Here is a 24,519-nt window from a genome sequence, read left to right as displayed (position 1 = left end):
CAGCAGCAAGCTGGCAGCTATCAGGCGAACCGACTACAATGCACTGCAACCCAGTCGCACTTCAGCGTGAATCCGCCAAAGTCGCCGCCCCCTTATGACAGCCACATCCTCAGCGCCTCGTTGAAAGCAGCGGGTTCTTCTGCGGGTGCCATGTGGCCGGCCTGCTCGATAATCGACAAACGCGAACCCGTAATCGCCGCTGCGATGTCCTGATGCTGATCAACCGGTGACCAGCGGTCGTCACGACCGACGATCACGGCGGTGGGACTGGTGATTGTGGACAATACCGGTGCCGCATCGGGACGGTTCAGCAGGGCGTTGATCTGGGCCTCATAGATGGCCACGCCGGCATCGACGCACATGGCCCGCAAGCTGGTGTAGAGTTCCAAGTCATCGGCATGGGCCGGCCCGATCATCGGCGGCAGCCACTGATCAATCATCGCCCCCGCCCCGGCACTACGGCCCAGGTGACGCAGGGCAAAGCGCTTTTCGGCCTCTCCGGGGCGGACCGGATGCACGCCTGTATCGGCCAGGGCCAGGCGTGCCACCCGTTCCGGTGCGCGCCGGTAAAGTTCCAATGCCACCCGCGCGCCCATTGAATGGCCCAACAGCGCACACCGTGCAGGCATGCGGGCCAGGACATAGTCAACCATGGCCGCAATAGTGTCGGCCCCGCCATAAAAGCCGTCGATGCATTGTCCTTCGAAGGCACGGATCTGATGGCCGAACATCCGGCTGTCGCACATCAATCCGGGCAGGATGACCAACGGCGCGTCACAGGCGGCAGGGGCAGACATTGGCAATCCTTTGCGGGTTTACACCGTCAGTAATGACACACCAGAACCGCCCGCCGCCAATCGCTTTTGCCCCTCGCCGATAAGCTTTGGCTAACCGTCACCAATCCGTTCTTTTACCAATCGCACAGCTTGCCAAGCGCTGATGTCGGCAAAGCCGGCCCGAAGGTCCAGCTTTTGGGCCGTTCCTCAGGTTTCAAATTCATCTGTGCCCAATCAGTAAGGCGGGTTCGCAGGCTTTCGGCGTCCATGGCGCTCGCCGGTACGATAAAGGCCTTCAGGCGCAGACCGTCGCTGATCGTCATGGGCCGCACGGCCGCCCCGGTCACATCGGGATGCTGACGCAGGCGGGCTGCCACCTGTTCAGGAAAAACATTGACGCCCCCCACCTGTACCGCGCTATCGCGACGGCCCCGCAGGCGGAACTGTCCGTTTCCCGATAGCGTCACCCGGTCAAGCAGGTCTTGCCCCTGCCCTTGCCAATCCCGGTCAAGCCGGCTGCCGTCCGCCGACAGGGACAATCCCTCCAGTAGAGTGAACGGCTCATCGGGGCCGCAGCGCCAGCCGATGCCCGCCGTCTCACTGGAGCCGTAGATCTCTGTCAGCGACAGGCCCCGTCCGATCAGTTCCGCGAAAAGGTCGGGCGCAAGCGGCCCGGTGGAACATAGTCCGGCCCGGCCCGTCAGGTCGGCGGGGCCGGTGCGTGCGATCAAGGCCCATTGTTCGGGCACCGCCACCAGCAGGTCACCCGCTTCCATCTCCGCCGCCACCCGGCCCGGCATGCGCCCGCGCGCTTCCACGAAGGATATGTCCAGAAAACGGGGCAGCAGAATGGTGAACAGAAAGCCGTATATATGATGGCACGGCACCATCCCGATCAACCGCCGCACCGGCCCCAGGTGCCGTGCCTGCGCCCGGATTTCGGCCTCAAGCCCGGCCAGCGTGTGACGGCAGGGCTTTGGCGTGCCCGTGCTGCCGGACGTGTGAAAGGTCAGCTCCGCATCGAAGACCGACAGGCCACGGGCCGCGATCTGCGTCCAGTCGCCCAGACGGCGATGCATCAGCAGATAATCCTCAATCCCCGACCGGTGGAGGTGCAGCGCCTCCGTCAGACCGGTGGCCACCGTCACCAGTTCCAGGCTGTCCATGCCAAGGCCACCGTGACCGAGTTCCATATCCTGCTGCCAGCTGGCGGGCGGCGGCAGGCGCTCGCCAGGGCGAAGGCGGGCAAGATCACCTGCGACCTTATCGGCGATGAAGCGCGACAGGCTGTCCGCAGCCTGCCACCAGGGGGCGGTTTCCGCATCGGTGCGCGGTGTCGCAGGCGTCGATGTCATGGAAACCACTCCCGGTGGAAGACGGCTCAGAGCCGCTTCACGAAGACCCAGTAGCTGTCGCCGACCAGGGCCTTCTTCATGTGCACCTTCACCTTGGTGGGCTTCATATTATAGTCGAACGTGTATTCGATCATGGTGTTCAGATTGCCGGACTTTACGCCGGCATCAAAGGCACCCTTGAAGGCGGCGGTATTGGTGCAGGGGGCCACTTCTGTAAAAAAGCTCTTGCCGATCACGGCCTTGGGGTCGCGCCCGGTGATGGCCCCTTCAGCTGCATTATACTGAAGGATGCGGCCTTCCGAATCCAACTGCACAGCGCCGAAGGCCAAGCCATCGATCTCTGTGGACGACATTTTCGACATGACATTCTCAATGTCAGCCTTGCCGAACTCGACGAGTTGGAAATCATTCAACATGGTTTCTGTCCTGTCCGATCATTGCCTGCCTGGAAAATCAGGCGTGCTGATAACTGGCTCAGGACAGCTACCCTTCAATGGGCATAGGCATTATGGCCTATCCAATTACAGCCGGGCGGCGTGCCAGCGCAGATGGTCTTCCATGAAGCTCGAGATGAAATAGTAGGAATGGTCGTAGCCTTCCTGCAGGCGCAGGGTCAGGGCAATCCCGGCCTTGGCGCAAGCATCGGCCAGCAGTTGCGGGCGCAGCTGGTTTTCCAGGAAACCGTCCGCCGTTCCCTGATCAACCAGGATTTCCGGCACCCGCGCCCCACCCTCGATCAGCGCCACTGCATCGTGCCTGCGCCAGGACGCTTGGTCGCCGCCCAGATAGGCCGGAAAGGCCTTCTGCCCCCACGGCACCTGCGCCGTTGCCACGATGGGCGCGAAGGCGGAAACCGATTTGAACCGGCCCGGATGACGCAGGGCCACGGTCAGCGCACCGTGCCCGCCCATGGAATGACCGGTGATACCCTGCCGGTCCATGTCGGCGGGGAAATGTTCCGCCACCAGGGCTGGCAGCTCCGCCGTCACGTAGGTCCACATCCTGAAATGCGGCGCCCAGGGGGCCTCCGTCGCATCAACATAGAAGCCCGCCCCCTGGCCTAAATCCCAGCCGGTATCGTCGGCCACGCCCTCGCCACGCGGGCTGGTATCGGGACAGACGATGATCAGGCCCAGTTCCGCCGCCCAGCGCCGGAACTCCCCCTTTTCCGTCACATTGGCATGGGTGCAGGTCAAGCCCGACAGGTACCAGACGACAGGGCATTTGGCCCCGCCAACCGCCTGTGGCGGGGTGAAGACGCTGAACAGCATTTGCGTGCCGGTGGCGGTGGAGGTGTGGCGATACACACCCTGTACACCGCCATGGGACCGGGTGGTGGAGACGGTTTCAAGGGTCATGATGGGGCGCCGATATTGAGGGAACGGGCTTACCCTCACCCTCCCAAGCCTTCCGGCTTGGGCCCCTCCCTCTCCCACCTTCGTGGGCGAGGGGTGAAGATTTAGCCCCTCGCCCGCTTGGCGGGAGAGGGAGGGGCCCGCCCGCGTCAGCGGGTGGGAGGGTGAGGGAACAACGACAAGAATTAATAAACCACAACGCTGCGGATGCTCTCCCCCGCATGCATCAGGTCAAAGCCCTTATTGATCTCTTCCAGGGTCAGGACATGGGTGATCATCGGGTCGATCTCGATCTTGCCCTGCATGTACCAGTCAACGATCTTCGGCACATCGGTGCGGCCACGCGCACCGCCAAAGGCCGACCCCTTCCAGACGCGGCCCGTGACCAGCTGGAACGGACGGGTCGAAATCTCCTTGCCGGCCTCCGCAACACCGATCACCACCGACACGCCCCAGCCGCGATGACAGGCCTCCAGCGCCTGACGCATCACAATGGTATTGCCGGTGCAGTCGAACGTGTAGTCGGCACCACCCTCGGTCAATGCCACCAGATGCTGGACGATATCGCCCTCGATCTTCTGCGGGTTCACGAAATGGGTCATGCCGAAGCGCTGGCCCCATTCGGCCTTGCGGTCATTGATATCGACGCCGATGATCTTGTCGGCACCCACCATGCGGGCCGCCTGGATGACATTCAGGCCGATACCACCCAGGCCGAACACCACGACATTGGAACCCGGCTCCACCTTGGCCGTGTTGGTCACGGCACCCACGCCCGTGGTCACGCCGCAGCCGATATAGCAGGAGGACTGGAACGGCGCGTCCTCCCGGATCTTGGCGACCGCGATTTCCGGCAGGACCGTGAAGTTGGAGAAGGTGGAGCAACCCATATAGTGATAGATGGGCTGGCCCTTATAGCTGAACCGCGTGGTGCCGTCGGGCATCAACCCCTTGCCCTGGGTGGCGCGGATGGCGGTGCACAGGTTGGTCTTGCGCGACAGACAGCTTTTGCACTGCCGGCATTCCGGGGTGTAGAGCGGGATGACATGGTCACCCGGCTTCAGGCTGGTGACCCCTGCCCCCACTTCGCGCACGATCCCGGCCCCTTCATGGCCCAGGATGGAGGGGAAGATGCCTTCGCTATCGAACCCGTCCAGCGTATAGGCATCGGTGTGGCAGATGCCCGTCGCCATGATCTCGATCAACACCTCGCCCGGCTTCGGCCCTTCCAGGTCCAGTTCGACGATTTCCAGCGGCTTCTTGGCCTCGAAAGCGACGGCGGCGCGGGTCTTCATGGCGGTCTTATCCGGTCAGGGGTCGTGAAAGGGTTCGCCCGGCGAGGGTCGCACGGACAGGTCGGGGGCGACAATAGCTTGAAAGCTCTGGCAACGATCATGCATTTTGGCAAATGATTATTGCTGTGTGGGAACAATCATGGGCTCCTGGGACGGGATCGACAGTTTCATCGCTGTCTGTGAGACGGAAAGCTTCTCCGGCGCCGCAGCCCGTCTGGGCGTCTCAACCTCCCATGTCAGCCGGGAGGTGGCGCGACTGGAGGATCGGCTGCAGGTCCGCCTGCTTTACCGCACCACGCGGCGGGTCAGCGTCACCGATGCCGGGCGCACCTTTCTGGAACGCTGCCGCCGGCTGGTGGAGGAACGGGAGGAGGCGTTCGCCACCGTCAGCGAAAGCGACGGTGCCCCGCGTGGCCATCTGCGCCTCACCTGCTCCATCGCCTATGGCGAACGCTTCATCGTGCCCCTGGTCAACCGCTTCCTGCTGACCCATCCGCAGCTGTCGGTCAGTATCGATCTGACCAACCGGCTGACCGATCTGGTAGGTGAAGGGTTCGATCTGGCTGTGCGGACTGGCACCAGCCTGGATGACAGCCGCCTGATCGCCGTGCGTCTGGCATCACGCCGCCGCTATCTCTGTGCCGCACCCGCCTATCTGGAACGGCATGGCGCACCGGCCAGCCTGGATGATCTGACCCGACACCAGTGCCTGATGGGCACCGCCGATCTCTGGCATTTCGAGGATCAGGGCCGGCAGGTCTCCTTCCGGCCTGTCGGCAGCTGGCGATGCAACAGCGGCTTTGCCGTGCTGGACGCCGCACGCCAGGGGCTGGGTCTGTGCCAACTGCCGGATTTCTATGTGGAAACGGAGCTGGCAGCCGGAACATTGGTCAGCCTTCTGGACCATCACCGCCCGCCGGACGAGGGGATCTGGGCGGTTTATCCCCATCGCCGCCACCTGTCGCCCAAGGTTTCGTTGCTGGTGGATTACCTGAAATCCCATGTCGGTCGGCTGTGACATCTACAGGGAAGATCACCCAAAACTCAGCCATTCTTGATAAAACATGGTCTAATATAATAGTAGAAACAGAGTCCTAGGACCATCGGCAGGATTGACGGAAAAGTCCGGTCGCTGATGATGGCACGTCTTATCCCCATTTTCCGCGGGAAACCCGACTTGACCGGCACCATGCAGCATCTGACCGCCGATAGTCTGGCGGGGGAACGGCACCTGCGCGTGCTGATCGAAAGCGTGCATGACTACGCCATTTATATGGTGGACCCCAACGGCATCGTGGTCAGTTGGAATGGTGGAGCGCAGCGCTTCAAGGGTTACCGCGCCAGTGAAATCATCGGTCAGCATTTCTCCCGCTTCTTCCGGGCGGAGGATGTGCGTGACGGGCTTCCCGCCCGCGTGCTCGCCACCGCGCTGGTCGAGGGCCGGTTCGAGGCTGAGGGCTGGCGCGTGCGCAAGGATGGCGGCCATTTCTGGGCCAGCGTGGTGGTCGAACCGGTGCGTGACGATGACGGGACCCTGATCGGTTTCGCCAAGGTCACCCGCGATATCACCGAACGCCGTCAGGCGCAGCAGGCGTTGGAGGAAGCGCGCGAGGCCCTGTTCCAGGCACAGAAGCTGGAAACCGTGGGTCGGCTGACCGGCAGTGTGGCGCATGATTTCAACAATCTTCTGCAGGTGATCGGCAACAGCCTGGAACTGGTTTCCGCCCGCCTGCCCCCGGACCTGCCGGATGTGCAGCGCCATATGGCGACGGCGCTGTCGGCGCTGGAAACCGCTGGGGCCGTCACACAGCGGCTTCTGGCCTTTGCCCGGCGTCAGCCATTGCAGCCCGAAGCGGTCGATCTGAACGCCCTTGCCCGTGGCATGGCCGAACTGGTCCGCCGGTCGGTGGGGGAGGATGTACTGCTGCGCCTTGATCTGACAGAGGATATCTGTTCCGCCTGGGCCGACCCGCATCAGGTGGAAAGCGGTATCCTCAACCTCGCCGTCAATGCCCGCGATGCCATGCCCGACGGCGGCACCCTGACCATCGCCACCCGCATGCGCCATATCGACCGCGCTGCCGCCGCCGCGAACGAGGTAGAGGATGGCGATTATGCCACCCTCTCCGTGGCCGATACCGGTATCGGCATGTCAGCGGAGGTGCTGACCCGCGCCGTCGAACCCTTCTTCACCACTAAGCCGGTCGGCCATGGCACCGGCCTGGGCTTGTCGCAACTATATGGGTTTGCGCGGCAATCGGGTGGCTTCCTGACCCTGGACAGCCGGGAGGGACGGGGAACGAAGGTAACGCTGCACCTGCCCTGCCACATCTTTTCCGCTGCCGAACCGGCGGGGGAGCAAGGTCCGGCAGTGCCGCCCGAAACCCCGTCATCGATCTACCGCCTGCTGCTGGTGGAGGATGAGGTGCTGATCCGCCTTGTCCTGGCCGAGGCGCTGGAGGAACAGGGGCTTGTGGTGCATCAGGCGGGCAATGCCGATGCGGCCTTGGACATCCTGTCGGACCATCCGGACATTCAGTTCCTGGTCACCGATGTCGGCCTGCCCGGCACCAATGGACGGCAATTGGCGGAGTTGGCGCTGGGCCGCTGGCCGGGGCTGAAAGTATTGTTCCTGACCGGCTATATCGACCGGGCCGACACCTCCCGTCTGCCCCCCGGCACCCAGATGCTGACAAAGCCGACCAGCATTGATGCGCTGCTGGCCAAGCTGCGGCAGATGGCGACGGGCTGATCTGCGTTACGCCGGCATATCCTGCGAAACGCCGTCAATTACCCTGCATATCGACAGATCGCCGCCTTCCGATCGGCGGCGGCGGGCGGCACCATTCCCCGTAAATACCTTTCGGGAAATGGGGAGCAAAATGAAGAACATCCTGCTGCTGGGCGCCGGCAAGATCGGCATCGCCATCACCCTGCTGCTGCGCCGCAGCGGCGATTACACCGTCACCGTCGCGGACCACAGCGCCGATGCCCTGAAGCGGTTCACAGACCTGGGCGTGGACACGGTGCAACTGGACATCAATGACGGTGCCGCCCTGCGCAAGACCATGGCCGGCAAGTACGCGGTGCTGAACGCCCTGCCCTTCCACACCACCTCCACCGTCGCCTACGGCGCCTATGATGCCGGCATCCATTATTTCGACCTGACCGAGGATGTGGCCAGCACGCGCGTGGTGAAGGAAGTGGCTGCCAAGGCTGGCAGCGCCTTTATCCCGCAATGCGGGCTGGCCCCTGGTTTCGTGTCCATCGCCGCCCATGGTCTGGCCGCCGGCTTTGACAGCTTGCGCGATGTGCAGCTGCGCGTCGGCGCCCTGCCCCGCTATCCCACCAACGCCCTGAAATACAATCTGACCTGGTCCACCGACGGCCTGATCAACGAATATCTGAACCCGTGCGAGGCGGTGCAGGACGGCAAGAATGTCGAGCTGCCGCCCCTGGAAGACCTGGAAGAATTCGTTCTGGAAGGTGTCGCCTATGAGGCGTTCAATACCTCGGGCGGCCTGGGCTCGCTGACCGAGACGCTGGCCGGCAAGGTGGAGAACCTGACCTACAAGTCCGTCCGTTATCCCGGTCACTGCGCCATCATCAAGCTGCTGGTCGAAGACCTGCGTCTGGCCCGCCGCCGCGACCTGTTGAAGGAAGTGCTGGAAGAAGCCCTGCCCATCACCATGCAGGATGTGGTCCTGGTCTTCTGCACCGTCAGCGGCAAGCGCCATGGCCGCCTGGAACAGGAAAGCATCGTCCGCCACATTCATGGTGAAGAGGTCGAAGGCCAGTTCCTGTCGGCCATCCAGATGAGCACGGCTGCCGGCATCTGCGCCATGCTGGACCTGCAGGCAACCGGCCACTTGCCCTCCAAAGGCTTCGTCCGCCAGGAGCAGATGCCGCTGGACCTGTTCCTTTCCAACCGTTTCGGAAAGGTTTATGCGTGAGGCGAACCGGGGACGGGTGCCACGCCGTTCCCATTTCCATAAAGCATAATCAAGCAGCATCCATTCCATACCGGAGTTCCGCCCCATGTCCGCAACCGCCGCCCTTCTGGACCGCCTGGGCATCGCCCATCTCGTCGCCGACGGGGATATCGTCTCCCGCTCCCCCATTGATGGCGCCCGTCTGGGGGCCGTTAAGGCGCACAGCGGCGCCGAGGTGGATGCCGCCTTGGCCCGGTCCGCCAACGCGTTCAAGTCCTGGCGCACCGTCCCCGCCCCCCGCCGGGGGGAGCTGATCCGCCTGTTCGGTGAGGTGCTGCGCGAACATAAGGCCGACCTGGGGGCGCTGGTCACGCTGGAAGCCGGTAAGATCGTCCAGGAAGGCCTGGGCGAGGTGCAGGAGATGATCGATATCTGCGACTTCGCCGTGGGTCTGTCGCGGCAGTTGCACGGTTTGACCATCGCGTCCGAACGTCCCCGCCACCGCATGGTGGAAACCTGGCAGCCGCTGGGCCCCGTCGCCATCATCACCGCCTTCAACTTCCCCGTCGCCGTCTGGGCCTGGAACGCCGCCCTGGCATTGGTCTGCGGCGACCCGGTGATCTGGAAGCCGTCGGAAAAGACGCCGCTGACGGCACTGGCCACCCAGGCCCTGTTCGAAAAGGCCCTGGCCCGTTTCGGCGACGCGCCGTCCGGCCTTTCGCAGCTGCTGTTCGGCCTGCGTGAGGTTGGCGAACAGATTGCGGCCGACACCCGCGTGCCACTGGTCAGCGCCACCGGCTCCACCCGTATGGGCCGCGAAGTGGCCCCGGTGGTCGCCAAGCGCTTTGGCCGTTCCATCCTGGAACTGGGCGGCAACAATGCCATGATCGTTACGCCGTCGGCCGACCTGAAACTGGCCGTGCGCGCCATCCTGTTCGCCGCCGTGGGTACGGCCGGTCAGCGCTGCACCACGTTGCGCCGCCTGATCGTCCACACCGATTGCTATGACAAGGTGGTGTCGGCGGTGAAGACTGCCTTTGCCGCCATTCAGCCGGGCGATCCGCGCAATGCCGGCACTCTGATGGGTCCGCTGGTCGACAAGGCCGCCTTTGACGCCGTGGCCAAGGCTCTGGACGCCGCCAAGGCGCAGGGCGGCACCGTCCATGGCGGTGGCCGTGCCCTGGCCGATATGTTCCCGGATGCGTATTACGCCTACCCCGCGCTCGTGGAAATGCCGGCCCAGACGGAGATCGTGAAACACGAGACGTTCGGCCCCATCCTGTACATCCTTCGCTACAGCGACTTTGAAGAGGCTGTGGCCCTGCAGAACGACGTGCCGCAGGGCCTGTCTTCCAGCATCATCACCCGCGACCTGCTGGAGGCCGAGCGCTTCCTGGCCCCCGATGGCTCCGACTGCGGCATCGCCAATGTCAATATGGGCCCCAGCGGTGCTGAAATCGGCGGGGCCTTCGGTGGCGAGAAGGAAACGGGCGGTGGCCGCGAAAGCGGTTCCGACAGTTGGAGGCAGTATATGCGCCGCCAGACATCGGCCATCAATTACGGCACCTCCCTGCCGCTGGCCCAGGGGATTGAGTTCCCCGAGCTGTGATAGGGTGCCGGGGCGGATGGTTGCCCATCCGCCCCGCCCTTTATTTTTGTTTTGCCAAGGCCCCCGATGGACGCCACCGACGCTCAACAGGATGCCGTTGATACGGCCCTGCTCGCCCTTCTGAAGGCCAATGCCCGTGAACCGGCGGCATCGCTGGCGCGTAAACTGGGACTGGCGCGGTCGTCGGTGCAGGCCCGCATCGCACGGCTGGAACGGCTGGGCATCATTCAGGGCTATACACTGCGTCAGGATCCGGGCAGCAGCCGCCTGATCCGCGCCTATGTACTGCTGTCCACCAACCCCAAGATGCTGTCGCGCATCGTGGCGGAGGTGAAGCGCATCACCGAGGTGGAAAGCCTGTCCGCCATCTCCGGCACCTACGACATGATGGCCGTCATCGCGGCACAGTCGGTGCAGGATATCGACCGCGTGCTGGACCTGCTGGGTCAGGTGCAGGGTGTCGAACGCACCATGTCGTCCCTGGTCCTGTCGGACAAGTTCAGGCGATAGCACGCCGGGCCAGAACGCCCACAATATGCGCGCGGTATGCCGCATCCGCATGCATATCGCTGTTCAGGCCGTCGTCATCCAGCACCAAGCCAACCAGCGCATCCGCACTGAACCGTGCGCTCAGAGCCGCCTCCGCCGCGTCCCAGCGGAAGACGGAAGGCCCGGCACCCGTCACCGCCACCCGCACCACATCCCCCTGCTTGGCGACGAACACACCCGCCATGGCGTACCGGCTGGCCGGATTGGGAAACTTGGCATAGCGGGCATGGGACGCGGCCGGGAAGAACACGGATGTCACGACTTCACCGAGTAGCAGCGCCGTCTCAAACAGGCCGGTAAAGAATTCCGCCCCCGCAATATCCCGCCGGTCGGTGCGGATAACGGCGTCCAGCGCCACCAATGCCGCCGGATAATCCGCCGCCGGGTCGGCATTGGCGATGGACCCGCCGATAGTGCCCCGGTTGCGCACCTGTGGATCACCGATATGGGCGGCCAAATCGGCCAGCCCCGGCAGCATCGCGCGAACCACTTCGCTGCCCGCCACGGCCGCATGGGTCGCCATGGCACCGATGCGCACCCCGTCACCCTCCGCCACAATCTCCCGCAACCCCGGCACCGCCGAAAGGTCAACCAGGGATGTCGGCATGGCCAGACGCTGTTTCAGCGTCGGGATCAGGGTCTGGCCACCGGCCAGAAGCTTGGCGTCTTCGTCCGCGGTCAGAAGGTCGACAATGTCGGACAGAGCGGCAGGACGGTGATAGTCGAACCCGTACATGGCCTCACCCTTCCCGCATGGCCTGGGCGCCCGCGCGCACGGCCTTCACGATATTCTGGTAACCGGTGCAGCGGCAAAGATTGCCTTCCAGCCCCTCGCGGATCGTCGCCTCCTCCAGGTCCGGCGCCGTCCGGGCCAGCTCGATGGCCCCCATCACCATGCCCGGCGTGCAGAAGCCGCATTGCAGGCCATGATGCTCCCGAAACGCCGCCTGCATCGGGTGCAATGCCCCGTCCGGCCCCGCAATCCCTTCGATGGTCAGCACATCCGACCCATCGGCCTGCACCGCCAGCACGGCACAGCTTTTCACCGATGCACCGTCCAGATGCACCGTACAGGCCCCGCACTGGCTGGTATCACACCCGACATGAGTGCCAGTCAGGCCCAGCTCATCGCGCAGCAACTGCGACAGCAGCAGGCGCGGGTCCACTTCCCGGCTAACCTTGTCGCCATTGACGGTCAGGGTAATCGCGACGGACATCATGCCCCCTTCAATCTCTTGGCCCTTATCTGTGCCGTCGTTGGTCACTGCGTCAAGCGGCTGCACACCCCGACACAATTGTCACCACTTCGTAACAGGCTTGTTACAGCCCTATCGGGCTACCCCCATCGCTGGCATCCTCTCGCCCCAAAATCCTGTCGGACGGAGGATAAGAAATGCGTTTGGGGTCTTTCGCGCGTGTGGGTCTGCTGCTGGGGGCGGCGTCGGTGGCGTTTGCCGCCCCGGCCCTGGCACAGCAGAAAAAGGTGATGAGTGCCACCGACATGTGGGGGCTGAAGCGGGTGGCCTCACCCGCCCTGTCGCCCGATGGCAGGTCGGCCGCCGTCTCGGTTTCCGTGTTCGACCTGAAGACGGACAAGCGCGCCGCCGATCTGTGGTTGTTTCCCGTCGATGGCGGCCCGGCCCGGCAGTTGACCACTGATCCGGCGGCGGAAGCCGACGCGGTGTGGAGCCCGGATGGCAAATACATTGCCTTCACCGCCAAACGCGACGATGACAAGGCCCCGCAGATTTATGTCCTGCCCGTGGGCGGGGGTGAGGCGAAGCGGGTGACCAGTGTCCCCACCGGTGCCCGCACGCCGAAATGGCTGGCCGATGGCAAGGGGCTGGTCTTCATGTCCCGTGTCTGGACCGACCTGTCGACCTGGGATGATCAGGCCAAGCGCCTGAAGGACCGGGAAGAGACGAAGATGTCGGCCAAGGTCTGGGACAAGGCCCCCATCGCCTATTTCGACCATTATCTGGACGACCGCGAAAACCATCTCTATGCCACCGATATTGATGGTGCCGCCCCGCGCGCCATCACGCTCGGCTCCGGCGTGTCGGTGCAATATAACGAAGGCGGCGCGCCGTTCGATATCTCGCCCGACGGCAAGGAAATCGCCTTCCCCGTCAATGTCGACAAGGTGGGCAACCGTCCCAATATCGACCTGTTCACCATCGCCGTGGCCGGCGGTACGGCCACCAACATCACGCCCGACAACAAGACCGGGCCGGACAGCAACCCCGTCTACGCCCCCGATGGCAAGTCGCTGGCCTATAACCAGCGCACCATTTTCGGCTTCTATGGCGAGAATGCGAAGCTGATGGTGCGCGACCGGACCACGGGTGCCACGCGCAACATCACCGATGGTTTCGACCGCTCGGCCAGCGACTTCTCCTGGACCGATGACAGCTCTGCCCTGTATGGCGCCGTTGATGACGCCTCGGTCCAGCGTGTTTATCGCTATGACCCCAAGGGTAAGGAAAAGCCCCGCCGCATCACCGATGGTTCCACCGGCGACGTGACGGATGTGGAGGTGGCTGGCAAGTCGCTGGTGGCCCTGCGCCAGTCGATCAGCGCGCCCGCCGAACTGGTCGCCGTCGACGCAAAGTCCGGCAAGGTCCGCGACATCTCAGCCGCCAATGCCCAGACCCTGTCCGGGTTCCAGATGGGCAAGGTTGAAAGCGTTACCTACAAGGGGGCGAACAACGCTGACATCCAGATGTGGGTGGTCTATCCGCCCAATTTCGACCCGGCGAAGAAATACCCGGCCATGATGCTGGTCCATGGCGGCCCGCACAATGCCATCACCGATGCGTTCAGCTATCGCTGGAACGCGCAGGTGTTTGCCGGCTGGGGCTATGTCGTCACCTGGCATAATTTCCACGGGTCCAGCGGCTTTGGTCAGGCCTTCACCGACAGCATCAACCCGGAATGGGGTGAGGTGCCGTACCAGGACACGATGAAGGCCGCCGAGTGGCTGGCCGCCAAGCCCTTCATCGACAAGGACCGTATGCTGGCGGCCGGTGCGTCTTATGGCGGTTACCTGAACAGCTTCATCCTGGGCCGTGAACACCCGTTCAAGACCCTGGTGATCCATGCACCGGTCTATAACCTCTATACCCAGTATGCCGCCGATTTCAGCGGCAGTCAGGCGCGGTTCAAGGAATTCTGGGATGATCAGGCCAATATCGCCCGCAATTCCCCGCATATGCAGGCTGGCAACTTCAAGACCCCGTCCCTGATCCTGCATGGTGAACAGGATCTGCGCGTGCCGATCAACCACGGGATCGAACTGTTCAACACGTTGCAGCGCCGGGGTGTGGAAAGCCGTCTTGTCTATTTCCCCGATGAGAACCACTGGGTCCTGAAGCCGCAGAACAGCGTCTTCTGGTACAGCGAGGTCGAACGCTGGACCAAGGCGCATGTGACGCCGGGGCCGGCCAACTAAGCTGATAATTCAGGGGCGGGTCCGAAAGGTCCCGCCCTTCTTGCTGATAGATTATTCCATCCAATGAAATAATGAACTGCCCAACCAACGAATTAACGCCAACACCCCCATGACCCATTCTGCCCTGGAAGGCCGGGAACGCCCCGGCCCCTCGATACCAGGGATCAGAACCATGAAGCTCCATTATCACCCCCTGTCGGGCAATGCCCACCGCGCCCGCCTGTTCTTGTCGCTGCTGGCCCTGCCGCATGAGCTGGTGGAGGTCGATCTGATGGCCGGCGCGCATAAGCGGCCGGAATTCCTGGCCTTGAACCCGTTCGGTCAGGTGCCGGTGCTGGAGGATGACGGGGTCGTGATCCCGGACAGCGTCGCCATCCTGGTCTATCTGGCCAAGAAGCAGGGTGGCGGCTGGCTGCCCGAAGATGCGGAAGGCGCCGCTGCGGTCCAACGCTGGTTGTCCGTCACCACGGGCGATCTGGCCTTTGGCCCGGCCGCGGCCCGCCTGATCAATCTGCTGGGCGCCAAGCTTAACGCGGAAGAGGTCATCACCCGCGCCCACACGCTGCTGGGCCGGCTGGAGGCGCATCTGGAGGGCCGTGACTGGCTGGTCGGCACACGCCCCACCATCGCCGATGTCGCGCTCTATTCCTACCTGTCCAGCGCGCCGGAAGGGAATGTCGATCTCACCGCCTATCGCCATGTGAAGGCCTTCCTGGCCCGGATTGAGGGGCTGCCCGGCTTCGTGCCTTTCGCCCGCAACAAGGTCGGACTGTTCGCCTGAACACACACCCGGCAACCCGATGGAGGGGATGATGAGCAGCAAGCTGCCCGTCTGGCATGAAGGTGAAACGGCGCTTCAGGAAAAGCTGGGCGTGGCCGCGCGGATGCAGGATGTGGGGGCACGGGTCATCCGCGATTTCATGCCCCAGCAGCATCGCGACTTCTATGCCCAGGTCCCCTTTATCGTGGCGGGGTCGGTGGATGGTGCCGGCGATGCCTGGGCCACGCTGCTTGCCGGTGGGGCGGGGTTCATCGCCTCCCCCACCGCCACGCGGCTGGACATCCAGGTCCCGCTGAACCCGCAGGACCCGGCCGGTGCCGGCATGAATACCGGCGACGCCATCGGCCTGCTGGGTATCGAGCTACACACCCGCCGCCGCAACCGCGTCAACGGCATCATCCGTGCCGCCCATCCCGGCCTGCTTCGGTTTGAGGTGGATCAGAGCTTCGGCAATTGTCCGCAATATATCCAGCTGCGCGACGTCGCCCTGGCCCGCGACCCCGCCGAACCCTTCACGGGTGACGTGCGAGAGAGCGACCAGATCGACGCCAATGCCCGCGCCATCATCCAGGCGGCGGACACATTCTTCGTCGCCTCCTATGCCGACCGGGAGGGACGCCGTCAGGTCGATGTGTCCCATCGCGGCGGCAAGGCGGGGTTTGTGCGCGTCGGCGATGACGGCACCCTGACCATCCCGGATTTCGCCGGCAACCTGTTCTTCGCGACGCTGGGCAACATCCTGCTGAACGGCAAGGCCGGGCTGGTCTTTGTCGATTTCGCCACCGGCGACATGCTGCACTTGACGGGCGATGCCGCCCTGATTCTGGACGGGCCGGAGGTTGCGGCCTTTCAGGGGGCGGAACGGTTATGGACCTTCCGCGCCCGCCGCGTGGTGCATCGCCCGGCGGCCCTGCCCCTGCGTTGGTCTTTTCAGCCGCAGGGCTGGTCACCCAATTCCCTGATGACGGGTGATTGGGAACAGGCGGCGGACCGGCTGCGCGCCGCCGATCTCTCCACGCAATGGCGGCCCTTCACGGTTGCCCGCATCGTGGAGGAATCGTCCAGCATCCGTTCCTTCCACCTCGCCCCCGCCGACGGTGCCGGCCTTCTGCCGCATCTGGCGGGACAGCATCTGCCCATCCGCCTGACCCTGCCCGGCAGCGACAAGCCGGTGATGCGCACCTACACCCTGTCGGTGGCGCCCTCCGATGGCTATTACCGGATCAGTGTGAAGCGGGACGGACTGGTCTCCCAGTATCTGCACGACCATGTCCACCGGGGCGACCGGATTGAGGCGCGCGCCCCCGCCGGTACCTTCACCATCAACGCGGGTGAGAAGCGACCCGCCGTGCTGCTGGCCGCCGGGGTTGGCATCACGCCCATGCTGGCCATGCTGCGCCACATCGTTTACGAGGGGCTGCGGACCCGATCCATTCGCCCCACCATCCTGTTCCAGGCCGCCCGCACCAGGGCCGAACGGGCCTTCGACCGCGAACTGGCCGATCTGGTCGCGGCAGCGGGTGGCGCCGTGCGGGTCATCCGGGTGTTGAGCGATCCCGACGATGCCATGCAGGGCCGCGATTATGACGTCGCGGGCCGCATCGACACAGCCCTGCTGAAGCAACACCTTTCCTTCAACGATTACGATTTCTACCTCTGCGGCCCGCCCGCCTTCACCCAGGCGCAATATGACGGTCTGCGCGCACTGACCATCGCTGACCACCGCATCCATGCCGAAGCCTTCGGCCCCTCCTCCCTGACCCGCACCACCGACAGCACCAAGCCAGCAGCACCGCAGCCCCCGCCCGCCACCGCCCCGGTCCCCGTGGCCTTCACCGCCTCTGCCAAGGAGGCGCGCTGGAACCCCGGTTCCGGCACCCTGCTGGAACTGGCAGAGGCACGCGGCCTATCCCCGGAATTCAGCTGCCGTGGCGGCACCTGCGGCAGTTGCAAGACCAGGCTGTTGGCCGGTGCCGTCAGCTATGTCAAGGAACCCACCGCCCCGCGCGGCGCCGATGAAGTGCTGATCTGCTGCGCTGTACCCAGCGGGGATCAGCCTTTGCAACTCGACATCTAACCAAGGAGAAAGACAATGTCCCGTCCCCCCCTGCCCCCCTTCACCGAACAATCCGCCATCGAAAAGGTGCGTCTGGCCGAAGATGGCTGGAACAGCCGCGATCCGGCAAAGGTGGCGCTGGCCTATACCACCGACACACGCTGGCGCAATCGTGCCGAGTTCGTAAACAGCCGGGCGGAAGCAGAGGCCTTCCTGACCCGCAAATGGAACCGGGAGCTGGAATACCGCCTGATCAAGGAACTATGGGCCTTTACCGGCAACCGCATCGCCGTCCGCTACGCCTATGAGTACCGTGACGATAGCGGCCAATGGTACCGTGCCTATGGCAACGAGAATTGGGAGTTTGCCGAAGACGGCCTGATGCGCGCCCGCCATGCCAGCATCAACGAACACCCGATCACCGTGGCCGACCGCAAGTTCCACTGGCCCCAGGGCCGCCGGCCCGACGACCATCCGGGGTTGAGCCATTTCGGGTTCTGAGGGGGCTTACCCCCTCACCCTCCCAAACTCTGCTATGCTATCCCTCCCCCAACCCCCCACGAAAGGGACAAGGATGGATCGCTGGCAGTCCATGCGCATCTTCGTGAAGGTCGCGGAGACGGCCAGTTTTGCCGAAGCTGCGCGCCAGTTGAACCTGAGCGCACCCGCCGTCACCCGCGCCATCGCAGCACTGGAGGAGACCATCGGTGCGCGCCTGTTCGTGCGCACCACCCGCTCGGTCAAGCTGACGGAGGGTGGGTGCCGGTATCTGGAGGATTGCCGCCGCATCCTGTCCGACATTGTGGAGGCGGAGGCCGCCGCCGGTGGTTCCTATGCCACGCCCACGGGCACCCTGTCGGTCACGGCCCCGCTGCTGTTCGGACAGATGCATGTGCTGCCCATCCTGATGGATTATCTGGACGCCTATCCGTCCATGGCGGTGCGCACCCTGTTCATCGACCGCTCTGTGAACATCATTGATGAAGGCATCGATGTCGCCGTGCGCATCGGCCATCTGCCCGACAGCGCCTTTACCGCCATCCGCGTCGGTCGTGTGCGGCGCGTCATCTGCGCCTCTCCCAGCTATCTCGCAGAACATGGCGAACCGGAAAGCCCTGCCGACCTGAACCGCCACCGTATCGCCGCCCCTACCAGCGCCTGGGCCATCAATGAATGGCGGTTCAAGGGGGACCAGCGTCTGACGGTTCGCCCCACCCTGCAATGCAACACCAACGAGGCGGTGATCAGTGCGGCACTGGCCGGCTGGGGCCTGACGCGGGTGCTGCATTATCAGGTCGGCCCGGCCCTGGCCGCTGGCACGCTGCGCATCATGCTGGCAGAGCATGAGGAGGAGCCGGTGCCCGTGCATGTCCTGCATCCGGAGGGAAGGCACGCGCCCGCCAAGGTCCGCGCCTTTGTCGACATGGCGGTCGACCGGCTGCGCGCCAATCCACTGCTGAACGGGTAGCGGGACTGCCCCACCCTTGCTACCCTGCCGATATAACAAACGGGGAAACGCAGGGATGAACATCAGGGCCTTGATCCTTTTCGTATTGTTAGCGGTACCGAACGCCGTCGCCGCCGATGCCCCCCTGGCCCGGACAGAGGCAGGGGCGGTGCGCGGCCTGTCCGCCGAGGGTGTGGACAGGTTCCTGGGCATCCCCTTCGCGGCCCCACCCGTGGGCGACCTGCGCTGGCGCCCCCCGGCCCCGGCCGCCGCGTGGAATGGCGAACGCCCGGCCACCACCTATGGCGCCGACTGTGCGCAAAAGCCCTTTATCGGCGATGACGCCCCGCTGGCGACCATTCCGGCGGAAGATTGCCTGTTCCTGAATGTCTGGCGCCCGGCGGGGATGGCGGGAAAGCGGCTGCCGGTTATGGTCTGGATCCATGGCGGCGGCTTCGTGAATGGCGGTACCTCCCCCGCCATCTATGACGGGTCGCGCATGGCGCGCGATGGGGTGGTGGTGGTCAGTGCCAATCATCGGCTGGGTCGCTTCGGCTTCTTCGCCCATCCCGCCCTGACGGCGGAGGCGGCAGGCGGCCCCACCGCCAATTTCGGCTTCATGGACCAGATCGCGGCCCTGCGCTGGGTCGCGGCCAATATCGCCGCCTTCGGTGGGGACCCGTCCAATGTCACCATCTTCGGGGAAAGTGCCGGTGGGGAATCGGTCAATGTCCTGCTGACCACGCCGCTGGCCACCGGCCTGTTCCACAAGGCCATCGCCATGTCGGGCGGGGGGCGGAACACGCTGCTGCCCTCCCCCGGTTTCAAGGAAGGGGAGGCAATCGGCACCCTGTTCGCCCGCAACCAGGGGATTGAGGGCAGCGGACCGGACGCACTGGCCGCCCTACGCGCCCTGCCGACGGAACGGCTGGTGGGCAATCTAAACCTGGCCACCCTGGGCGGTACAAAGGATTATTCCGGCCCCGTGATGGGGGTGCCGTCGATGCCCGACGAACCGCTGGCCCTGATGCGGGTTGGCAAGGCGGCGCGCGTCCCCTACATGGTGGGTGCCACCAGCGATGATGGCTGGCATGAGGGCGGCAGCAAGGAGGAGGTGCTGTCCCGCTTCGGTCCCCTGCGGGACGAGGCGGCGCGGATTTACGATCCCACCGGTACCGATACGGCGGAGAAGGTGGGCCACCGCGTATCGGGCGATGCCATCTTCATCGAACCCGCCCGCGCCACGGCCCGCGCCATGGTGGCATTGGGCGTGCCCGTCTATCACTACCGCTTCTCCTATGTCGCCGAGCGCATGCGTGACCGCTGGCCCGGCACGCCGCATGCCAAGGAACTGCCCTTCGTATTCGACCATGTCTTGCCACGCTATGGCAGCCGGACGACATCGGCAGATCTGGCCATGGCGCCCCGCCTGCGTGCCTACTGGACCCGCTTCGCCAGGACGGGTGTCCCCGCCCCCGCCGGTGATCCCGCGGCCCCATTGTTCACGGCGGGGGAGGAAAAACTGATCGATTTCAGCAATGACGGGCCGGTCGTGACCACCGATCCACTGCGGGCCCGCCTGGACCTGACCGAACGGCGGCTGGATGGGCGGCCATGAAAAAAGCCCGGCCCCTGTTCGGGGGCCGGGTCCATCAGGATCAAGTCTTATGGGAGGGTGGTCCAACAGAGATCCGCGCCCGAGGAAGGGGAAAGCGGTATCGGCACCACACTGATCCTTTATTTATACGATAAATCTGATCAGTCAAGCCTACGGTCTTTGCAGTCGCGAAAATTATCATATATATCCCAAGCAAGCTCAGGGATCGGCTCAACGACCCTTCCAAGGGGGAAACCATATGCGACGCGGGCCATTCATTGCCGGCGACTGGGGTACCAGCAATCTGCGCCTGTGGCTGTGCGCGGACGATGGCACTGTGCTGGACCGGGCGGAAGGGCCGGGTGTGGCCGCCGCCACGGGCCGGCTGGAAACCGTGTTTCTTGACGCGACAGCGGCTTGGCACGCGGCCCATGGCCCCCTGCCCGCCCTGCTGTGCGGCATGGTCGGCTCCACCATCGGCTGGGTGGAAGCGGCATATCATCCCTGTCCCGCCGATGTGCGATCGCTGGCCACCGGCCTGACCCGGTTCTCCGCCGCCGGGGCGGAGATCGCCGTCGTGCCGGGCCTGTCGACGCGCACCGCCCTGGACGCGCCCGATGTGATGCGCGGGGAGGAGACGCAGATCCTGGGCGTACTGGCGACCAGACCGGAGTTGACCCAAGGCTACCATCTGCTCTGCCTGCCCGGCACCCACGCCAAATGGGCACTGCTGAATGATGGACGGGTAGAGAATTTCCAGACCGGCTTCACCGGCGAACTGTTCGCCCTGCTTCGGCAGCACAGTGTGCTGGGCCGGGGCACCGACAGCTTGCAGCCGCAGGTGGGAACGGCCTTCACCCTGGGCGTTGAACGCGCCCTGTCGGGCGTCAGCCTGTCGCATCTGCTGTTCCAGGCGCGGTCGCGGCAATTGCTGGATGGCATGAATGCACAGGATGCCCTGTCCTTCCTGTCCGGTCTGGTCATCGGGGGCGATATCGCGGGCGGGCTTGCCATGATGGCCGGCCTGACCGACGCGCCGGTGATCCTGGTGGCCAGCCCGGCCCTGATCCAATCCTATCAGGCCGCCCTGTCCGTCGCGGGGCGGGGCGGCATCGGCCTTGATGGCGGTGACCTTGCCCTGGCGGGCCTGCTTTCTATCCGCGCCGCAACCCTTGCCGGAAACCTGTGATGACCCATCCGCTCGCCCATTTCCTGACCGAAAGCCCCCTGGTGGCCATCCTGCGCGGCGTCACGCCTGATACGGTGCTGGCCATCGGACAGGCGCTGTTCGATGCCGGCTTCCGCGCCATCGAGGTGCCGTTGAATAGCCCAGACCCGTTCGACAGCATCGCCATCCTGGCCCGGCATTTCGGTGACACCTGTCTGGTCGGCGCAGGCACCGTTCTGACACCGGAAGCGGTGGAAAAGGTGGCAGCGGCGGGTGGCCGGCTGATTGTCACGCCCAACACCGATCCCGCCGTCATCACCCGCGCGGTGGAACTGGGCCTGCTACCCATGCCCGGATTCGCCACCGCGACGGAGGCCTTCGCCGCCATCAAGGCCGGCGCGCGGCACCTGAAGCTGTTCCCCGCCGCCACCTATGGCCATGGCCATATCAAGGCTCTGTCGGCGGTGATGCCGGCGGATGTGAAGCTGTATGCCGTTGGCGGTGTCGGAGCGGACAACCTTTCTGTCTGGCGCACGGCGGGCGTGGCCGGCATCGGTGTGGGCAGCGAAATCTTCAAGCCCGGTTTCACGGCGGAACAAGTCGGCGGCAAGGCACAGCAGATTATTTCGGCTTGGCGTGCGGCGGATGATTGATATCGTTGTCTTGCCTTTATCTGCCGCCTGCTGAATATGCTATTGGGCACGAATGATCAGGGGTCGCCGCCGGGGTGGCGGTTGACCGAAGGGGGAGCGGAAACGCATGAGCGTGAATGAACGGGGCTTGCGCGCGGAATCCGGCCGTAACTTCACCTATGGCATTCTTCAGCAGCTTGGCGTCGATATTGTTACCGGTACCTACGGCCATTCCAATCCGTTCCCGACGGAGGCGGAACTATGCAAGCGGCTGGGCGCCAGCCGGTCGGTGCTGCGCGAAGCGGTAAAGATGCTGACGGCCAAGGGCCTGCTCAAGGCCCGGCCACGTCAGGGCACCTGGATCGAGCCGGAGCGCAACTGGAACCTGCTGGACCCTGATGTGCTGCGCTGGCTGCTGGAGCGGAAATTTTCGCCCGCCCTGCTTCTGGAATTCACCCAGGTGCGTTTGGCCATCGAACCGGTGGCGGCATCGCTGGCCGCCCGTCATGCCGATGAAAAGGCAAAGGCTGCAATCCGGGCGGCAATGGCCCGCATGCAGGCAGCCGAACTGGGCGATGATGACCCCCTGACCTCCGACATCGCCTTCCATGTGGCGGTGCTGGAGGCGACGGGAAACCGGTTCTATGCACAGCTGCGTGACGTCATCGACGCGGCCCTGCGCACCTCCATCCGCCTGACCAATCGCCGCAAGGGCGTGCGGTTGGCCAGCGTCGCCGACCACCAGAAGGTAGCTGACGCCATCAATGCCGGTAACGCCGACGAAGCAGCAATCGCCATGCGCCACCTGATCGTGGAAGCCATGACCTTGATCGAGAACGCGATTGCAACCGGCGAACTGTCGGATTGATGAAAAGGGCTTAACGCCACCATTTCCGCATCGGCTCTTAACGAGCACGCGGGTTCAAGTGTTTTATATGGCCTCCCCGGCATGGGTCGGGGAGGCCATATTTTTTTACCCACAACAGCCCTTACAGCGGCTTGATGCCCTGCCCGTAATTGAACACCGAATCCCGGTCATACTTGGTTTTCACCTCCCGCAGCCGGGTCAGGTTCTCCCCATAGTAAGCCTTGGCCCAATCATCCAGCGTGGGGTCGGGGAAGTTCTGATAGGCACCGACAGCGGAGAATGTCCGGTTGGTCAATGCATAGAAATCCTTCTGCCAGGTGAGATTGTCATTGATCAGGCCCTGCGGGTCCGTCGGCTGCCACCAGTTCATCTCCACCGAGAACAGCCAGTCATTGCCGCGATGGACATAGGCGGTGGCGTCGGCCCGCATGTCGTTGCAGGCCCCGCCCGTCTGGAAGAACTTGTAGGCGACGGGCATGGAGGTGCCGGGCTGCAAGCGACCGGCATCCAACAGGGTCTGTACCCCATCGCGGCTGATCCGCGATGCCTGCACATAACTGGACTTCTCCTGGTAATAGTAGGGGTAGGTTTCCTCGGCCAGATAATCCTGCGCCACCCAATAGGGGATGTCCTCATGGACCCAGACCTTCTGGGCCGTCTCCCATAGCGGGCCGAACATGTCCTTCAGGGTCTTGCCCTTGGTCTTGTGCAATTGCGCCAGGATCGACACTTCGCTGCCGATGCCCTGGCAGCGCTGCTGGATGCTGGGCAGGGTGACATTGATCTTGCTGCCGAACGTATTGGGCATGTTGGGCAACCGGGTCAGCAGCGCATGCAGAACATCGGCCTGCTTGTCCGTCCATTTCAACTGACAGACCGACACGGTCTCTGCGGGGAAGGTGCGCAGCAGGAATTCCGTATTGATACCGAAATTGCCACCGGCCCCGCCCCGGCAAGCCCAGTAAAGGTCGCTGTCATTCTTGGCGTCGGCCTTGTGGATATTGGCATCCGCCGTCACAACAGTGGTGCCGGTCAGCAGATCAGACGCGATGCCGTACATCCGCATGCTGAACCCGATGCCGCCACCTAGCAGGAAGCCAGCTGCCCCCACGGCATCGCAACGGCCATGGGTGATGGTAAGGCCCGCACGCTCCAGGTCCTTATAGACCAGGGCGTTGCCGGTGCCGCCCTTGACGCGGACAATGCCTTCCTTCTTGTCCACCACCTCGACCCCGGCCATCAGCGACATGTCGATCAGCAGACCGTTGGTGGAGGAGTAGCCCGCGTAATTGTGCCCGCCCGACCGCACGGCAAAGGGCAGCCCCTGCTGCTGCACCCAGTTCAGGGCACCTTGGACATCCTCCGTTTTCAGACAGCGGGCAATGCCCATGGGCAGGGTGTTGTAGCGCAGGTTGTTGGGCCGGCAGACATCGTTGAAGAACGGGTCCTGCGGGCGCAACACACCACCGCTGACCCGGCTGGCCAGATCGCTCCAGGCCGATACCGGCGGACAGGCATTGACCGGCGTGGCCGCCCGCGCCGCACCCCAGGGCATGGAGGCAGCCAACGGCGCCACCGCCGCGAACTTGCCCGCCCCCACCAGGAAATTGCGACGAGACGGCTCGATATTGCGCAGCATCATTCCCTC

At 64.3% G+C, this 24,519-nt stretch carries 22 protein-coding genes; 14 read left to right on the top strand and 8 right to left on the bottom strand.

All coding sequences use genetic code 11. The features are described from left to right. Nucleotides 1-92: 92 nt before the first annotated feature. The 5 genes from ACT6Q8_RS21365 to ACT6Q8_RS21345 all read right to left on the bottom strand — a co-directional run bounded on the left by ACT6Q8_RS21365 (nt 93) and on the right by ACT6Q8_RS21345 (nt 4,781). Nucleotides 93-797, bottom strand: a complete 705-nt coding sequence (locus ACT6Q8_RS21365) for an alpha/beta fold hydrolase (protein WP_054170553.1) — start codon at nt 795-797, stop codon at nt 93-95. Between the two features lie 113 nt (nt 798-910). After that, nucleotides 911-2,131 carry an AMP-binding protein gene (locus ACT6Q8_RS21360; RefSeq protein ID WP_444734381.1) on the bottom strand — a complete coding sequence of 407 codons (1,221 nt, stop codon included), beginning with the start codon at nt 2,129-2,131 and terminating at the stop codon, nt 911-913. A gap of 26 nt (nt 2,132-2,157) precedes the next feature. Continuing rightward, nucleotides 2,158-2,547, bottom strand: a complete 390-nt coding sequence (gene pyp / locus ACT6Q8_RS21355) for a photoactive yellow protein (protein WP_102114883.1) — start codon at nt 2,545-2,547, stop codon at nt 2,158-2,160. 105 nt (nt 2,548-2,652) lie between these two features. Next, nucleotides 2,653-3,489 (bottom strand): S-formylglutathione hydrolase, encoded by an 837-nt coding sequence (fghA, locus tag ACT6Q8_RS21350; protein WP_444734380.1) that lies wholly within the window; start codon nt 3,487-3,489, stop codon nt 2,653-2,655. A 182-nt stretch (nt 3,490-3,671) separates the two neighbouring features. Next, nucleotides 3,672-4,781: an S-(hydroxymethyl)glutathione dehydrogenase/class III alcohol dehydrogenase gene (locus ACT6Q8_RS21345; protein WP_054170374.1), complete on the bottom strand. Its 1,110-nt coding sequence runs from the start codon at nt 4,779-4,781 to the stop codon at nt 3,672-3,674. 139 nt (nt 4,782-4,920) lie between these two features. On the opposite strand from ACT6Q8_RS21345, the gene ACT6Q8_RS21340 reads away from it, so the two are divergent. The 5 genes from ACT6Q8_RS21340 to ACT6Q8_RS21320 all read left to right on the top strand — a co-directional run bounded on the left by ACT6Q8_RS21340 (nt 4,921) and on the right by ACT6Q8_RS21320 (nt 10,832). After that, on the top strand, nt 4,921-5,799 hold the full coding sequence (locus ACT6Q8_RS21340) for a LysR family transcriptional regulator (protein WP_054170373.1): 879 nt from the start codon (nt 4,921-4,923) through the stop codon (nt 5,797-5,799). A 159-nt stretch (nt 5,800-5,958) separates the two neighbouring features. Continuing rightward, a complete protein-coding gene (locus tag ACT6Q8_RS21335) occupies nt 5,959-7,533 on the top strand; it encodes a PAS domain S-box protein (RefSeq protein ID WP_444734379.1) in 1,575 nt (524 codons plus the stop codon). Nucleotides 7,534-7,663: 130 nt separating this feature from the next. Beyond that, complete coding sequence (locus ACT6Q8_RS21330; protein ID WP_054170371.1) at nt 7,664-8,734, top strand: saccharopine dehydrogenase family protein; 1,071 nt, start codon at nt 7,664-7,666, stop codon at nt 8,732-8,734. An 85-nt stretch (nt 8,735-8,819) separates the two neighbouring features. Next, nucleotides 8,820-10,322 carry an L-piperidine-6-carboxylate dehydrogenase gene (amaB, locus tag ACT6Q8_RS21325; protein WP_444734378.1) on the top strand — a complete coding sequence of 501 codons (1,503 nt, stop codon included), beginning with the start codon at nt 8,820-8,822 and terminating at the stop codon, nt 10,320-10,322. 66 nt (nt 10,323-10,388) lie between these two features. Continuing rightward, nucleotides 10,389-10,832, top strand: coding sequence for an Lrp/AsnC family transcriptional regulator (locus ACT6Q8_RS21320; RefSeq protein WP_054170369.1), 444 nt, complete (start codon nt 10,389-10,391; stop codon nt 10,830-10,832). Here the strand turns inward: ACT6Q8_RS21320 and ACT6Q8_RS21315 are convergent. Then, entirely contained in the window at nt 10,822-11,607 is a 786-nt protein-coding gene (locus ACT6Q8_RS21315; protein ID WP_054170368.1) for an FAD binding domain-containing protein, read from the bottom strand. The two genes, ACT6Q8_RS21320 and ACT6Q8_RS21315, sit on opposite strands and share 11 nt — an antisense overlap. Before the next feature lie 4 nt (nt 11,608-11,611). Continuing rightward, entirely contained in the window at nt 11,612-12,088 is a 477-nt protein-coding gene (locus ACT6Q8_RS21310) for a (2Fe-2S)-binding protein (RefSeq protein WP_444734385.1), read from the bottom strand. 176 nt (nt 12,089-12,264) lie between these two features. Between ACT6Q8_RS21310 and ACT6Q8_RS21305 the strand changes: the two genes are divergently transcribed. The 9 genes from ACT6Q8_RS21305 (at nt 12,265) to ACT6Q8_RS21265 (ending at nt 22,871) form a co-directional block, all read left to right on the top strand. Next, on the top strand, nt 12,265-14,322 hold the full coding sequence (locus tag ACT6Q8_RS21305) for a prolyl oligopeptidase family serine peptidase (protein WP_444734377.1): 2,058 nt from the start codon (nt 12,265-12,267) through the stop codon (nt 14,320-14,322). Nucleotides 14,323-14,494: 172 nt separating this feature from the next. Then, a complete protein-coding gene (locus ACT6Q8_RS21300; RefSeq protein WP_444734376.1) occupies nt 14,495-15,103 on the top strand; it encodes a glutathione S-transferase family protein in 609 nt (202 codons plus the stop codon). Between the two features lie 28 nt (nt 15,104-15,131). Then, nucleotides 15,132-17,180, top strand: coding sequence for a 2Fe-2S iron-sulfur cluster-binding protein (locus ACT6Q8_RS21295; protein ID WP_444734375.1), 2,049 nt, complete (start codon nt 15,132-15,134; stop codon nt 17,178-17,180). 15 nt (nt 17,181-17,195) lie between these two features. Continuing rightward, nucleotides 17,196-17,660: a nuclear transport factor 2 family protein gene (locus ACT6Q8_RS21290; RefSeq protein ID WP_444734374.1), complete on the top strand. Its 465-nt coding sequence runs from the start codon at nt 17,196-17,198 to the stop codon at nt 17,658-17,660. Nucleotides 17,661-17,733: 73 nt separating this feature from the next. After that, a complete protein-coding gene (locus ACT6Q8_RS21285; RefSeq protein ID WP_444734373.1) occupies nt 17,734-18,627 on the top strand; it encodes a LysR family transcriptional regulator in 894 nt (297 codons plus the stop codon). 55 nt (nt 18,628-18,682) lie between these two features. After that, the gene (locus ACT6Q8_RS21280) at nt 18,683-20,224 is read left to right on the top strand and encodes a carboxylesterase/lipase family protein (RefSeq protein ID WP_444734372.1); all 1,542 of its coding nucleotides are present in this window, start codon (nt 18,683-18,685) and stop codon (nt 20,222-20,224) included. 238 nt (nt 20,225-20,462) lie between these two features. Continuing rightward, nucleotides 20,463-21,392 (top strand): 2-dehydro-3-deoxygalactonokinase, encoded by a 930-nt coding sequence (locus ACT6Q8_RS21275; protein WP_444734371.1) that lies wholly within the window; start codon nt 20,463-20,465, stop codon nt 21,390-21,392. Beyond that, a complete protein-coding gene (locus ACT6Q8_RS21270; protein ID WP_444734370.1) occupies nt 21,392-22,024 on the top strand; it encodes a 2-dehydro-3-deoxy-6-phosphogalactonate aldolase in 633 nt (210 codons plus the stop codon). Before ACT6Q8_RS21275 ends, ACT6Q8_RS21270 begins: the two co-directional genes overlap by 1 nt. Nucleotides 22,025-22,130: 106 nt before the next feature. Then, a complete protein-coding gene (locus ACT6Q8_RS21265) occupies nt 22,131-22,871 on the top strand; it encodes a FadR/GntR family transcriptional regulator (RefSeq protein WP_156344883.1) in 741 nt (246 codons plus the stop codon). 121 nt (nt 22,872-22,992) lie between these two features. On the opposite strand, the gene ACT6Q8_RS21260 is transcribed toward ACT6Q8_RS21265, so the two are convergent. Beyond that, the gene (locus tag ACT6Q8_RS21260) at nt 22,993-24,513 is read right to left on the bottom strand and encodes an FAD-binding oxidoreductase (protein WP_444734369.1); all 1,521 of its coding nucleotides are present in this window, start codon (nt 24,511-24,513) and stop codon (nt 22,993-22,995) included. Nucleotides 24,514-24,519 lie beyond the last annotated feature (6 nt).

It is taken from the genome of Niveispirillum sp. (assembly GCF_052437035.1).
Lineage (GTDB): Bacteria > Pseudomonadota > Alphaproteobacteria > Azospirillales > Azospirillaceae > Niveispirillum.
The sequence above is the reverse complement of the archived record's forward strand: the minus strand, read 5'-3'. Positions and strand labels throughout refer to the sequence as shown.